The sequence below is a fragment of the Streptomyces sp. NPDC048411 genome, assembly GCF_040704695.1.
GTDB lineage: Bacteria > Actinomycetota > Actinomycetes > Streptomycetales > Streptomycetaceae > Streptomyces.
Window position 1 is genome coordinate 1 of sequence record NZ_JBEZKL010000170.1, and the last position, 13,952, is coordinate 13,952.

General features: G+C 71.0%; 11 protein-coding genes and 1 tRNA gene. 8 read left to right on the forward strand and 4 right to left on the reverse strand.

Translation table 11 applies throughout. The features are described 5' to 3' along the window. Positions 1-161: 161 nt before the first annotated feature. Positions 162-881, reverse strand: coding sequence for a TetR/AcrR family transcriptional regulator (locus tag AB0915_RS34840; RefSeq protein WP_366694888.1), 720 nt, complete (start codon positions 879-881; stop codon positions 162-164). Between the two features lie 99 nt (positions 882-980). Between AB0915_RS34840 and AB0915_RS34845 the strand changes: the two genes are divergently transcribed. The 4 genes from AB0915_RS34845 (at position 981) to AB0915_RS34860 (ending at position 6,088) form a co-directional block, all read left to right on the forward strand. Further along, on the forward strand, positions 981-2,501 hold the full coding sequence (locus AB0915_RS34845; protein ID WP_366694889.1) for an APC family permease: 1,521 nt from the start codon (positions 981-983) through the stop codon (positions 2,499-2,501). 58 nt (positions 2,502-2,559) lie between these two features. Further along, positions 2,560-4,203 carry an amidohydrolase gene (locus AB0915_RS34850; RefSeq protein ID WP_366694890.1) on the forward strand — a complete coding sequence of 548 codons (1,644 nt, stop codon included), beginning with the start codon at positions 2,560-2,562 and terminating at the stop codon, positions 4,201-4,203. A 170-nt stretch (positions 4,204-4,373) separates the two neighbouring features. Further along, entirely contained in the window at positions 4,374-5,459 is a 1,086-nt protein-coding gene (locus tag AB0915_RS34855; RefSeq protein ID WP_366694891.1) for an S-(hydroxymethyl)mycothiol dehydrogenase, read from the forward strand. Next, positions 5,459-6,088 carry an MBL fold metallo-hydrolase gene (locus tag AB0915_RS34860; protein ID WP_366694892.1) on the forward strand — a complete coding sequence of 210 codons (630 nt, stop codon included), beginning with the start codon at positions 5,459-5,461 and terminating at the stop codon, positions 6,086-6,088. Before AB0915_RS34855 ends, AB0915_RS34860 begins: the two co-directional genes overlap by 1 nt. Before the next feature lie 10 nt (positions 6,089-6,098). On the opposite strand, the gene AB0915_RS34865 is transcribed toward AB0915_RS34860, so the two are convergent. Beyond that, positions 6,099-7,034: a pseudouridine synthase gene (locus AB0915_RS34865; RefSeq protein WP_366694893.1), complete on the reverse strand. Its 936-nt coding sequence runs from the start codon at positions 7,032-7,034 to the stop codon at positions 6,099-6,101. Positions 7,035-7,297: 263 nt separating this feature from the next. Continuing rightward, positions 7,298-10,183 carry a glycoside hydrolase family 2 TIM barrel-domain containing protein gene (locus AB0915_RS34870; protein ID WP_366694894.1) on the reverse strand — a complete coding sequence of 962 codons (2,886 nt, stop codon included), beginning with the start codon at positions 10,181-10,183 and terminating at the stop codon, positions 7,298-7,300. A 115-nt stretch (positions 10,184-10,298) separates the two neighbouring features. Here AB0915_RS34870 and AB0915_RS34875 point away from each other — a divergent pair, with 115 nt between their 5' ends. Both AB0915_RS34875 and AB0915_RS34880 read left to right on the forward strand, forming a co-directional pair. Beyond that, positions 10,299-10,487, forward strand: a complete 189-nt coding sequence (locus AB0915_RS34875; protein WP_366694895.1) for a hypothetical protein — start codon at positions 10,299-10,301, stop codon at positions 10,485-10,487. A 392-nt stretch (positions 10,488-10,879) separates the two neighbouring features. Continuing rightward, entirely contained in the window at positions 10,880-11,524 is a 645-nt protein-coding gene (locus AB0915_RS34880; RefSeq protein ID WP_366694896.1) for a GAP family protein, read from the forward strand. Positions 11,525-11,884: 360 nt separating this feature from the next. On the opposite strand, the gene AB0915_RS34885 is transcribed toward AB0915_RS34880, so the two are convergent. Beyond that, a tRNA-Leu gene (locus tag AB0915_RS34885) sits at positions 11,885-11,972 on the reverse strand. Positions 11,973-12,155: 183 nt separating this feature from the next. Here AB0915_RS34885 and AB0915_RS34890 point away from each other — a divergent pair. Next, positions 12,156-13,481: a M20/M25/M40 family metallo-hydrolase gene (locus AB0915_RS34890; RefSeq protein WP_366694897.1), complete on the forward strand. Its 1,326-nt coding sequence runs from the start codon at positions 12,156-12,158 to the stop codon at positions 13,479-13,481. A 152-nt stretch (positions 13,482-13,633) separates the two neighbouring features. Beyond that, positions 13,634-13,867: a chaplin gene (locus tag AB0915_RS34895; protein ID WP_366694898.1), complete on the forward strand. Its 234-nt coding sequence runs from the start codon at positions 13,634-13,636 to the stop codon at positions 13,865-13,867. Positions 13,868-13,952: the final 85 nt, after the last annotated feature.

Genomic DNA, 13,952 nt, shown 5'->3' on the forward strand with positions numbered 1-13,952 from the left:
GCCACATGACCTGCGACACCGCACGCCGATCGCACGCACCGACCACCGCTGCGCCCGCGCTTCGCGCGGACGACGGGGAACTCAGAACAGGCCCTGGACCGCGGGCACGTGCCCTGCGGGGACCCACCCCGCAACCGCGGGCCGGGGCCCGGACTCGTCGGTCAGTGCCCGGACTTCACATGCTGCAGCCGGCCGGCGGCTGACGCGAGCACCATCTCCAGCGCCGCCGCATACCCGCTTCGGTTCATCTCCGCCACCAGGACCGGCGCGATCGCCGCGATGTTCGGATGCTCGGCGGCCGGCAGTCGTGCGTACGTCTCCTGCCACGCCTGGACCTCCAGCGTGCGGGCCCGCTCCGACAGCACCAGCGTCGACGCGTCCAACGCGGCGAACGACAGCGTCAGGTCCACGAACACGTGGTAGATCCGCGCCGCCTCCCCGTCCGGGAATCCCGCTCCGCGCAGAAGCCCGAGGACGGCCTCCACGGCCTGGATCTCATGCGTACGACCGGTGACCCGCGCACACGTCAGCATCGCCGCCTGTGGATGCGCCAGATAGTTGGCGTGCATGCGAAGCCCCAGGTCACGCAGGTCGGCCCGCCAGTCCCCGGTGGCCCGCCAGTCGCGCAGGGTCTGGCCGATCAGCTCGTCGGCCACTGCCAGCAGCAGCTCGTCCGTGTCCCGGAAGTACCGGTAGGCCGCGCTCGGGTCGCAGCCCAGTGCCGCGCCCAGTCGGCGCACGGTGAGCGCCGCCGCCCCGTGCTCGCCGATCAGCCGCAGCGCCGTCTTGACGATCAGCTGTTCCGACAGCACCGTGCCCTGTTTGGTGGGGCGCCTGCGGCGCCGTGCGCTCTCCGGCACCACCCGCTCGCTCGCGCTCATGCGGGCACCTTATGACAACGACGTTGACGCGCGGAACCCTCGAGGAGTTCGATGTTCCGCCATCGGGGCCGAAAAGTGCCCCTCGGCGAAGGAGTCACCTTGACGGTCTCACCCACCCCGTACGGCAGCGACCCACCAGCCGCCTCGACCCTCAAGAAGAGCCTCGGCGTCGTCGACGGAATCGCCATCGCCGCTTCCTCCACCGCCGCGACCACCAGCATCGGCATCGGCCTGGGTGTCACCGCGGGCGCCGTCGGACTGCACCTGCCGATCATCATGCTGCTGGGGTTCCTGCCCATCCTCGGCATCGCTGGCGCCTACTCCCGGCTCAACCGGGTCGAGCCCAACATGGGCAGCGGCTATGTCTGGGTCGGCCGCTCCCTGAGCCCCTGGCTCGGCTTCCTCGTCGGCTGGATCGGCATCGTCTCCACGGTCGTCTTCCTCGCGTACACCACGACCGTCACCGGCTCCGCACTGCTCCAACTCGCAAGCGAGGGCGGGCTGCACCAGCTCGCCGGGCTCCGCCTCGACCCGGGCTCCACCGCCCAGTCGACTGTCCTCGGCATCGTCGTCCTCATCGCCGTCACCGTCACCGCGATCATCGGCACCAGGTCCGCTGCCAACGTGCAGAAATACCTCCTCGTCTTCGAGTACGCCGTGCTCCTCGGGTTCTGCGGATACGGACTGGCCGTCGGCTCGCACCCGTTCAGCCTGGACTGGATCAACCCGTTCACCATCCCCTCCGGACAGCAGTTCGCCCAGGGGCTTCTTCTCTCGGTCTTCTGCTACTGGGGGTTCGAGTCGTCGTTCAGCGTCAACGAGGAGGTCCGCGACCCGCAGGACGCCTCCAGGGCCGGACTCATCACTCTGGTCACCATGCTCGGCCTCTTCCTCCTCGGCTCCTTCGCCTTCCAGCGTGTCCTCTCGCTGGACGAGCTGACCGGACACGGTGCCCAGGGACTCACCTACTTCGGCGACCGGCTCGCCGCCCAGCCGCTCGCCGCACTCCCGTTGATCGCCCTCACCTTCTCCGCCATCGCCTCGCTCCAGTCCGGCGTGATTCCCACGGTGCGCGGCATGTTCGCGATGAGCCGGGACCGCACCCTCGGACCGATCTGGACCAAGGTCAGCCCGCGGTACGGCACACCGGTGGCCGGAACCATCGCGATCGGCTGCATCGCCGCCGCCGTCGCCGTCCTGTCCCTGGTCATTCCGAAGGTCGGCGACCTCATCCTGGCCTCCGTCAACGCGATCGGTGTCGTCGTCTCGCTGTACTACGCGCTCACCGCACTGGCTGCTGCCGCGCGCTTCCGCGGGGCGCTGCGCGAGAGCTGGACCGAGGCCCTGCGGGCCGTGGTGATCCCGGTGCTCAGTGCCGTCGCGCTGCTCGGCCTCGGCGGCTACCTCTGCTGGACCTTCTACACCTCCGCCGACCACTTCGAGATCAACCCGGACAACGGCTGGTTCATGCTGTTCTGCCCGGCGGTCATGCTGCTGACCGGTGTGGGTGCGGCGGCCTGGGCCAAGTGGGTAAGGAAGTCCCCGTACTTCACCACCGGCCGCTCCCTCGCGGCCACCGAACCGGCAGTCGTCGAACCGGCAGTCGTCGAAATGGCCTGACCCCCGTACTCCTGCCACTCTCGCGCCCCGCACGGCCCTCACCGAAACGGAACAACCCATGCACCACGCCCCCGCCGATCTCGTCCTCACCGGCGGCCCGGTCCTCACCATGGACGCCGCGCGCAGCCGCGCCACCACCGTCGCCGTCACCGGCGACCGCATCACCGCCGTCGGCCACGACGAGGTGCGCGAACTGATCGGCCCCGGAACCGAAGTCGTCGACCTCGCCGGCCGGCTGCTCGTCCCCGGCTTCCAGGACGCGCACGTCCACCCCGTAGCAGCCGGTCTCGAGCTCGCCCAGTGCAACCTCACCGACACCCGTACGGCGACGGACACGCTCGCCGCCGTGCGGGCGTACGCCGACAGCCACCCCGACCAGGAGTGGATCACCGGCGGCGGCTGGTCCATGGAGGCCTTCGACGGCGGCAGCCCGACCAGGGACCAGCTCGACACCGTCGTACCCGACCGGCCCGTCTTCCTGGTCAACCGCGACCACCACGGCGCCTGGGCCAACACCCGCGCTCTGACGCTCGCCGGCGTCACCCGGGACACCCCGGACCCCGCCGACGGCCGCATCGAGCGCGACGACCGGGGCGAGCCCACCGGACTCCTCCAGGAGGGCGCCATGGACCTGGTTGCCCGCCACACCCCGCACTCCACCCCTGCCGACCGGCTCGCCGGCCTGCTCCGTGCCCAGCGCCTGCTCCACTCGTACGGGATCACCGCGTGGCAGGACGCCATCGTCGGCGCCTACGGTTCGATGGACGACGTGTCCGACGCCTATCTGACCGCCGCCCGGGACGGCTCGCTCACTGCCCGGGTCGTCGGCGCCCTGTGGTGGGACCGCGAACGCGGCGCCGAGCAGATCCCCGAACTCGTCGCCAGGCGGAAGGAGCTGACCTTCGGACGGTTCCGCGCCGGTTCGGTGAAGATCATGCAGGACGGGGTCGCCGAAACCGGCACCGCCGCCCTGCTCACCCCGTACCTCGACGCCTGCGGCTGCGCCACCGCCAACAGCGGCACCAGCTTCGTCGACCCCGTCGAACTGCGCCGGTATGTCACCGAACTGGACGCACTCGGCTTCCAGACGCACTTCCACGCCCTCGGCGACCGCGCCGTGCGCGAGGCACTCGACGCCGTCGAGGCCGCCCGTGCCGCCAACGGCCGTACCGACACCCGCCCCCACCTCGCCCACCTCCAGATCGTCCACCCCGACGACATCGCCCGGTTCCGGGAGCTCGGCGCCACCGCCAACATCCAGCCGCTCTGGGCCGCCCACGAACCGCAGATGGACGAGCTGACCATCCCCTTCCTGGGCGATGAACGGGCCGCGCTGCAGTATCCGTTCGGCGCACTGCTCCGCTCCGGCGCGACCGTCGCGGCCGGCAGCGACTGGCCGGTCAGCAGTGCCGACCCGCTGCACGGCATCCACACCGCGGTCAACCGGATCGCACCGGACGGCGAGGGGCCGGTCTTCCTGCCGGGGGAGCGCATCGGACTCACGGCCGCCATCGCCGCGTACACAGCAGGTTCGGCCTATGTGAACCACCTGGACGACACCGGCTCGCTGCGCGCCGGGGCCCTCGCCGACATGGTGGTCCTGGACCGCGACCCGTACGCGGGCCCGCCCGAGGAGATCGGCGCCACCCGCGTCCTCCAGACGTACGTCGGCGGGCGCCGGGTCCACGACATGGAGGCCTGACCCGCCGGCAGGCGGCCCCCGCGGAGCCGTTGGTGGGGGCCGCCTCCCGCGCACCACCGTGCCGCCGCTGCCGGGACGCCCACGACCGCGTACGGTTGTTCGTGTTCGATCTTCGAATGCCGGTCGAACATCAGAGAAGCCGGGACCGTCACGACAAGGGAGACCACGGTATGGCGCAGCAGGTGCAAGGGGTCATCGCACCGGGAAAGAACGAGCCGGTACGGGTCGAGACGATCGTGATCCCGGACCCCGGTCCCGGTGAGGCCGTGGTGAAGATCCAGACGTGCGGCGTCTGCCACACCGACCTGCACTACAAGCAGGGCGGCATCAACGACGACTTCCCGTTCCTGCTCGGCCACGAGGCCGCGGGCATCGTGGAGTCCGTCGGCGAGGGGGTCACGGACGTCGAGCCCGGCGACTTCGTCGTCCTCAACTGGCGTGCGGTCTGCGGGCAGTGCCGGGCGTGTCGGCGCGGCCGCCCCTGGTACTGCTTCAACACGCACAACGCCAAGCAGAAGATGACGCTGCTGGACGGCACCGAGCTGTCGCCCGCGCTCGGCATCGGAGCGTTCGCGGAGAAGACCCTGGTCGCCGCGGGCCAGTGCACCAAGGTCGACCCCGAGGTCTCCCCGGCCGCCGCCGGGCTGCTCGGCTGCGGCGTCATGGCGGGCATCGGAGCCGCGATCAACACCGGCGAGGTCGGCCGTGGCGACTCGGTCGCCGTCATCGGCTGCGGCGGTGTCGGCGACGCGGCCGTCATGGGGGCCCGGCTGGCCGGCGCCGCGAGGATCATCGCGGTGGACATCGACGACCGCAAGCTGGACACGGCGAAGAAGATGGGTGCCACACACACCGTCAACTCCCGTACCACCGACCCCGTCGAGGCGATCCGCGCCCTGACCGACGGCAACGGCGCCGATGTCGTCATCGAGGCGGTCGGCCGCCCGGAGACGTACAAGCAGGCGTTCTACGCCCGCGACCTCGCCGGCACGGTTGTCCTGGTCGGCGTCCCCACCCCGGAGATGCAGCTCGAACTGCCGCTGATCGACGTGTTCGGCCGCGGCGGCTCGCTCAAGTCGTCCTGGTACGGCGACTGCCTGCCCTCGCGCGACTTCCCGATGCTCATCGACCTGCACCAGCAGGGCCGGATCGACCTCGGTGCGTTCGTCACGGAGACCATCGGGCTCGGCGACGTCGAGCAGGCATTCACCCGGATGCACGAGGGCGACGTGCTGCGCTCGGTGGTGGTGTTCTGATGACGGCCCGCATCGACCACCTCGTCACCTCCGGCACCTTCGCCCTCGACGGCGGCGAGTGGGACGTCGACAACAACGTCTGGATCATCGGCGACGACACCGAGGCGATCGTCGTCGACGCCGCCCATGATCCGGTCGCCATCGAGGACGCGCTCGGCGGCCGCACGCTGCGCGCCATCGTCTGCACGCACGCCCACAACGACCACATCGACGCGGCCCCGGCCCTCGCCGACGCCACGGGTGCGCCGATCCTGCTGCACCCCGACGACCTGCCGCTGTGGAAGCAGACCCACCCGGACCGCACGCCCGACGCCGAACTGGCGGAGGGCCAGGAGCTGCAGATCGCCGGGACCACGCTCCAGGTGCTGCACACGCCCGGCCACGCCCCGGGAGCGGTCTGCCTGTACGCCCCCGAGCTGTCCACCGTCTTCACCGGGGACACGCTCTTCCAGGGCGGGCCCGGCGCCACCGGGCGGTCGTTCTCGCACTTCCCGACGATCGTCGCGTCGATCAGGGACCGGCTGCTCGCACTGCCGGCGGACACCACCGTCCGTACCGGACACGGCGACTCCACCACGATCGGCGCCGAGGCGCCGCACCTCGACGAGTGGATCGCCCGCGGGCACTGACGTCAGGGGATCACCGGTCCGGCCACGCGGAGAGCCGCAGCCCGCTCTCGAAGCGGCGCGGCCCGCCCGTGACCGGATCGGTGAACTCCAGCACCCGGGCAAGGAGCTGCAGCGGACGCGTCCAGTCGTCCGCGGCCCCCTCCGGTTCGACCACCGGATAGACCGGATCATGGACGAGCGGCAGACCCAGACTGTTCATATGGACCCGGAGCTGGTGGGTGCGCCCGGTGGCGGGCAGCAACCGGTAGCGGCCCAGCCCCGCCCGGTGCTCCAGCAGCTCGATCCGGCTCTCGCTGTTCGCCTCGCCGGGCTCCTCCCGGGCCGCGATCACCCCGCGCTCCTTGACGATCCGGCTGCGTACGGTGCGCGGGAAGGTCTGCGCCGGGTCGTACGGTGCCACCGCCTCGTATTCCTTGCGCACCCGCTTGTCGCGGAACAGCGTCTGGTAGGCGCCCCGCTCCTCGGGCCGTACGACGAAGAGCACCAGGCCCGCCGTCAGCCGGTCCAGCCGGTGCGCGGGCTGCAACGACGGCAGATCCAGCTCGCGGCGGAGCCGGGCCACCGCTGTCTCGGTGATGTGCCGGCCGCGCGGTGTCGTGGCGAGGAAATGCGGCTTGTCGGCGACGACGAGATGCGCGTCGCGGTACACGACACCGACGGGGAACGGTACCGGCTCCTCGGGCTCGAAGTCCCGGTGGAACCAGAGATACCGGCCCGCCGTGTACGGCTCGTCGGGTGCCACAGGCCCCTGCACCGAGACGAACCTGCCCTCGGCGAGCATGGCGTCCACCCGGTCCGCCCCGATCGCACCGCCGAACCGCGCCAGCAGATGGTCACGGACCGTCACCCACTCCCCGCCCGGATCCTCGGGGAGCCGTACCCGCACCGGGTCGATGCCGTCCCGCTGCGGCAGGGGCGCCGACGGAGGCTTCGCCCGGCCCCTCATCGCGAGGTCCCGGCCGGTGCGTCGGCGCCCGGGGCGCGGCAGCTGCTGACGGTGCTGGTGGTCATGATGCCGGTCATCCTGTCACAGCGTCGGCGCAGCTCACCGGCGGTGTCGGACCGCACACCCCGGAGCGCGGAGCGACCGAGTGCGCCGCGCCGGTCCGCGACGGCCTGCGCGCCCAACACCTCGTCCCCGCACACCTGTTGCGCCGACCGGCACGAGTTCCCGGTCCGGCGGCCACCGGACCGGGAACGAGCCGTACCTCACCCCACGGGTGAGAACACGAACGAGAACTCCGTCACGGCCGCGTCGAGGCGGTACTCCGGCAGCACCCCCGGCCCGCACGACTGCGACCCGATGCCCTGCAGAGCATGATCCAGGTGGACCCAGACGGTCTCCCCGGCCACCAGATCCGGCCCGTGCTCCGCGGCGTCCAGCTGCTCGCTCGTCCACCGCCGTGCGGAGAACCAGAACGGCGCGCCACCCTCGGCGCGCACCCCGGCACCGTCGCCGTCCGTCAGCTCCGCCCAGCGGACGTCGGCCCGGGCGCCGTTCTCCTGCGGCCGGACGTACGGGGTCTGCATCGCGTCGACGGACATCTCCCACCGCCCGAGCATCGAGGCGGCCCGGGTGTCCGGGTACGCCTCGCCGGGCCCGCCGCCGAACCACCGCGCCCCGCCGTACGCGGCAGGCAGCCCGAACCGGATCCCGAGCCGGGGCAGCGGCACCCGCCACTCGCCCTCGGGCGCCACGGACACGGTGAGCCCGAGCCGTTCTCCGTCGGCGGTCCACCGGTACTCCGTGCGCAGCCCCGTATCCACCCCGGCAGGCGCCACCCGTGTCCGTACGGTCAGCGAGTCCTCGCCCACCTCCACGGCGTCGGTCCGGTGGCGCATCCGGTGCAGCCCCAACTCCCGCCACCGCAGCCCGTACCGCTCGTCCGGCTGCCAGGCCGCACCGTTGTCGTTGTCGGTGGGCGCCCGCCACACATCGAGCCGCGGCGCCTCCACCGGTACGTCCCCGAGCCGGACCAACGCCCCGGTCGCCGCATCGAAGACACCGCGCCCGAGGACGATCACCCCGTCAGCCGTCTCCGGTCGCGAGCCCACCGAGGCCGCAGCCGGCACCACCGCCCCCACCGCCTGCTGCCCCCAGGCCACCACATGCCCGCGCCCGGCCCACGCGGCGTCCTCGGCGAGCACCGCCCGCACGGTCCACACTCCCTCGCCGCCCTCCGGGAGTGCCACCTCGGCGTGGGTTCCGGGCGCCAGGCCGGGCACGGTGAGCGGGCCCGATGCGCGCAGCCCCCCGTCCACTTCGTGCGACCAGACGAACTCCAGGTGGCCGAGGTCCGCGAAGTCGTACCCATTGACGATCCGGACGGTTCCCGCGGACGTCCCCGCCTCGATCCGTACCGGCTCGATGACCTTCTTGTACTCGATCAGCCCGGGGGAGGGCGTGCGGTCCGGGAAGAGCAGTCCGTCGCAGACGAAGTTGCCGTCGTGCAGCTCCTCGCCGAAGTCCCCGCCGTAGGCGAAGCCGTGCTCGGGGTGGGCGAATCCGTGGTCGATCCACTCCCAGACGAACCCGCCCTGGCAGCGCTCGTACTGCTCGAAGAGCCGCTGGTACTCGCTCAGTCCGCCGGGGCCGTTGCCCATCGCGTGTCCGTATTCGCACATGATGAACGGCATCGCGCGCCGCCGGGCGTCCAGCGCCGGGTCGCTCCACGAGTCCTCGGCCCGCTTCCCGATCAGCTCGACCTCGGCGTGGGTCGGATACATCCGCGAGTACAGGTCGACGTCCTTGCAGGAGAGATCGCCCTCGTAGTGCACCAGCCGGTCCGGATCCCGGTCCTTGACCCACTCGGCCATCGCCGTGAGCCCGCGCCCCGACCCGCACTCGTTGCCGAGCGACCAGATGATCACCGAGGCGTGGTTCTTGTCGCGCTCCACCATGCGTGCGGCCCGGTCGAGCAGTGCCGGGGTCCACCGTTCGTCGTCGACCGGGTTGTTGCGCCACTCCAGGTCGACAAAGCCATGTGTCTCCAGATCGCACTCGTCGATCACCCAGAGCCCGAGCTCGTCGCAGAGATCCAGGAACGCCGGGTGCGGCGGGTAGTGGCTGGTCCGTACGGCATTGATGTTGTGCCGCTTCATCAGCACCAGATCGCGCCGCATCGTGTCCGCGTCCACGGTCCGCCCGGTCCTGGGGTGGAACTCGTGCCGGTTCACCCCGCGGAAGAGCACCCGCCGGCCGTTGACCTTGACGAGCCCGTCCTCGACGGCGACGCTACGGAACCCGATCCGCAGCGGTATCCGCTCACCGGCCGTCACCAGCTCACCGTCGTAGAGCCGGGGCGTCTCGGCGGTCCACGGCTCGACCGGCACGGTCACCGCCTCGTCCGTTGCGACATCGACCCCCAGCCCTGGCACCAGGACCCGCCCCTCGGCGCCGTCGCACGCCACCCGCAGCGTCCCGGTCCCGGCGCGGTGGTCGTAGCCGGCGTGCACGAAGAAGTCCCGGGGCGCGCCGTCCGGCCGGTGCAGCAGCGTGACGTCCCGGAAGATCCCCGGCAGCCACCACTGGTCCTGGTCCTCCAGATAGCTCCCGGACGACCACTGGTGCACCCGCACGGCCAGTACGTTGCCCTCGGCCCGCACGACTCCGCCGACCGCGAACTCGTGCGGCAGCCGGGACCCCTTGAAATCCCCCAGTTCCTCGCCGTTGAGCCAGACCCGGGCGGCGGACTCCACCCCGTCGAACCGCAGCACGCACTCGCCGCCCTCCGGCCACCCGGCCGGCAGATCGAAGGCCAGCAGATGGTCCCCGGTCGGATTCTCGGTCGGTACGAGCGGCGGATCGACAGGGAAGGGGTAGACGACGTTCGTGTACGCAGGAGCTCCCCCTGCTCCCTGCAGCACCCAGTGCCCGGGCACCGCGACCGTTCCCCAGCCGGACGCGTCGAACCCGGACTGCGCGAACGAGGCGTCCTCGGCGGAAGCGGTCGGCGAGAGCCGGAACCGCCACTCCCCGTTCAACGACATCCGCCCGGCGTCCGACCCCGCGTACCAGGACCGGGGCGGCAGCCCGCCCGATCCGGGGGACACGTCCATGTACCAGGGGCGGGGGTGCGTATGCGTGCGGCTCATGATTCTCCTTGCTCGGCAACGCCCGGTTCGCTGTCGGTGCAGGACGTTAACCATGAATGAACCGTTTCAACAAGGGGTCGGAGGCGTCGGCCCCGGATGAGCGCCGACCACGCTCATGGCGGCAGATGTCGCCGGGCGAACGATCCGCCCGGACATCGGCCCGGGCGACGTGCTCATGAGCCTGGGCGGCGTGACGCTCCTCGCGGGAGAGCCGGGCCAACGCGACCTCGCTCGCCGCCTGTTCGATCTTCCTATGGACGGCCTTGAACACCGCGAGACACCGGCTCGACAACAGCAGCGGTGACCCGCGAGGAGAGTTCCGGTCGCGACGTGGTCGCGGACGGGGAACGGCCTCGCGAGGGGGCGCGGTCGGCGCTCGCGTGCGCGGCTCGCGCGCCGGCTGATCCTGCGCCGGATCGCCCGCTGGGCCCTCGGTCCGCCGGACGCATTCGGCCCATCGGCGCCGTGGCCGGCTTGACGCGGTGATGTCCGGCCAACACAGTCGATATGTGCGACCCGACGTCCCCACCACGACCCGCGCCCGCGCACGCCCGGTCCGGTCTCCGGCTGTCGGCCGACACCACGGGAAGGCGACGACGGCCGAGAACCGGGGCGAGGCGGGGGCTCTGCCGTCCGGCGCGCCCGATACCCCTGGCCTCGGGCCTCGGGACGGGACCGGCTGCGCGGCTGGCAGCGATGGTCGTTGACCTCGTCGTCATCGGCACCGCCATCACGCTCGGGCCCCTGCACAACAGCGCCTTCATTCTGCTGCTGACCGCCGAAAGAGGGGTACGCAGGGGGCTGGTGTTCATCCTGTCGTGGCTTGCCGGCCTCCTGATGGTGATCGCCGCCGTGATCCTGCTGACCGGCGGCACGCCCCCGGCACGCCAGAGCGTTCCGTCGACCGCGGCGCTCGCGGGCAAGCTGGCCCTGGGCCTGGGGCTCGTCGCGTACGGCGAACGCAAGAGGCGCCGTCCGCCCCGCCCCCGCCACGCACCCAAGTGGATGGAGAGACCGGACCGCGTGTCCGGATGGACGGCGGCCGGACTGGCGATCCTGCTGCAGCCCTGGGCCATGGTCGGTGCCGGTGCCGCCACGGCAGTGGACGCGAATCTCTCCTCGATCGCGTCCACGCTGGCCCTGACGGGGTTCTGCGTGCTGGCCACGTCCAGCATGCTGGCGATGGAGCTGTACACCACCTTCTCGCCCGTCGCGGCAGAGGCCAAGCTGCGAGGGCTGCGCGACTGGCTCGACACCCATCAGGACCAGGCGATCGTGTCACTGTCACTTCTGCTGGGGCTGTGGCTGGTCGCCGACAGCATCTACCAGCTCGTCGAGTGAGGGCGGCAGCCCCGGACCGACCGCCACCACCACCGATGCGCACCGGAGCGCCGGCGCCGGTCGCGGTGTCACCGGCCCGGTCGTGTGAGGTTCCCTTCCCGCCGCGACCGTTCCGCGCGCCGGTCCGGCCCGCCCGCCGCGTTCGGTGATCCCCTCCTTTGGAGGTGTGGCGCGAAGCGGCTCACTTTCGGACACCGACCCGTCGGCTCACGGGAGTCCGGCGCACCTGCGGCGGCCCCCCGGCCGCGCCACCCGCTCCGGCCGGAGTGTGACGGCGCCGGGCACTGCACCAAAAAGCGGATGCGGGCCGAGGTGATCCTCGACCCGCATCCGCTCCATCTCCCGTGAAAGGAGACCTTCTGGTGTCCGAGGGGGGACTTGAACCCCCACGCCCGATAAAGGGCACTAGCACCTCAAGCTAGCGCGTCTGCCATTCCGCCACCCGGACAAGGTGTCTGTCTCGCGGGCCGTGCCCGTTCCGACGTGGAAAACAATAGCAAACATTCGGGGGTGGTCGATCACGCCCCTGGCGGTGTGAACGGCGCGTGACGGGGGACAGGCGCCCTTGGGTGTGCGGGCCGGGCGCGGGAGGATGTGGGGGAGCAGCAGGGTGAGAGTGGAAGGAAGCAGCGTGAGCGAGACGAACAAGGCCGGTGGCCCGTCCGGCGAGGACGAGGTCGTGGACCTCTGCCGCGAGCTGATCCGGATCGACACCAGCAACTACGGAGACCACTCCGGCCCGGGTGAGCGGGCGGCCGCCGAGTACGTCGCGGAGAAGCTCGCCGAGGTCGGGCTCGAACCGAAGATCTTCGAATCCCACAAGGGCCGTGCCTCGACCGTGGCCCGGATCGAGGGCGAGGACCCGTCCAGGCCCGCGCTGCTCATCCACGGGCACACCGACGTCGTCCCGGCCAACGCCCAGGACTGGACGCACCACCCGTTCTCGGGCGAGGTCGCGGACGGTTGTGTATGGGGGCGCGGCGCCGTCGACATGAAGGACATGGACGCCATGACCCTCGCGGTCGTCCGTGACCGGATGCGCAGCGGCCGCAAGCCCCCGCGCGACATCGTGCTGGCCTTCCTCGCCGACGAGGAGGCGGGTGGTACGTACGGTGCGCGGTATCTCGTCGACAAGCACCCGGACCTCTTCGACGGCGTGACCGAGGCGATCGGCGAGGTCGGCGGCTTCTCCTTCACGGTCAACGAGAAGCTGCGGCTCTATCTCGTGGAGACGGCCGAGAAGGGCATCCACTGGATGCGGCTCACCGTGGACGGCACCGCCGGGCACGGCTCGATGACCAACGGTGACAACGCGATCACCGAGCTCTGCGAGGCGGTCGGGCGGCTCGGCCGGCACAAGTGGCCGGTCAGGGTCACCAAGACGGTGCGGTCCTTCCTCGACGAACTGTCCGACGCGCTCGGCACCTCCCTCGACCCGGAGGACATGGATGCCACGCTCGCCAAGCTGGGCGGCATCGCCAAGATGATCGGCGCCACCCTCCGCAACTCCGCCGCCCCCACCATGCTCGGCGCCGGCTACAAGGTGAACGTGATCCCCGGCCAGGCCGTCGCCCACGTCGACGGTCGTTTCCTGCCCGGCTTCGAGGACGAGTTCCTGGCCGACCTGGACCGGATACTCGGCCCGCGGGTCAAGCGCGAGGACGTGCACAGCGACAAGGCTCTGGAGACCGGCTTCGACGGCTCCCTGGTCGACGCGATGCAGGTCGCGCTGAAGGCGGAGGATCCGATCGCCCGCGCCGTCCCGTACATGCTCTCCGGTGGCACGGATGCCAAGTCCTTCGCCGACCTCGGTATCCGCTGCTTCGGGTTCGCTCCGCTGAAGCTGCCGCCGGAGCTCGATTTCGCGGGCATGTTCCATGGTGTCGACGAGCGGGTACCGGTCGACGGCCTGCAGTTCGGTGCGCGGGTGCTCGACCGTTTCATCGACAACTGCTGAATTACCGCGCTCTGTTCCGCCGACAATCGCCAGCGTGTACGTACGTGACCGGAACGAGTGAAAGGGGTCGTCGCCTCGTAGCCCGGCTACTTATTCCTCGTTACAGGTGATGCGGTCCGCGGCTGGGACCGCATTGCCAACTAGGAGGAATAATGATCAAGAAGATCGTCGCCGCTGCGGCAGTCACCGGTGGTCTGGTAATCGCGGGTGCGGGTATGGCCGTCGCCGACTCGGGCGCCCAGGGTGCCGCGGCCGGCAGCCCCGGTGTGATCTCGGGCAACACCATCCAGGTTCCCGTGCACGTGCCGGTGAACCTGTGCGGCAACACGGTCTCCGTGATCGGGCTGCTGAACCCCACCTTCGGCAACTACTGCGCCAACTCGTGACGTTGTGCGTCAACCCGTAAGGGCGCGCCATGTGGTCGGGGTTCTCGGTGACGGGGACCTTGAGCCAGGTGTACGCGGAGGTGCC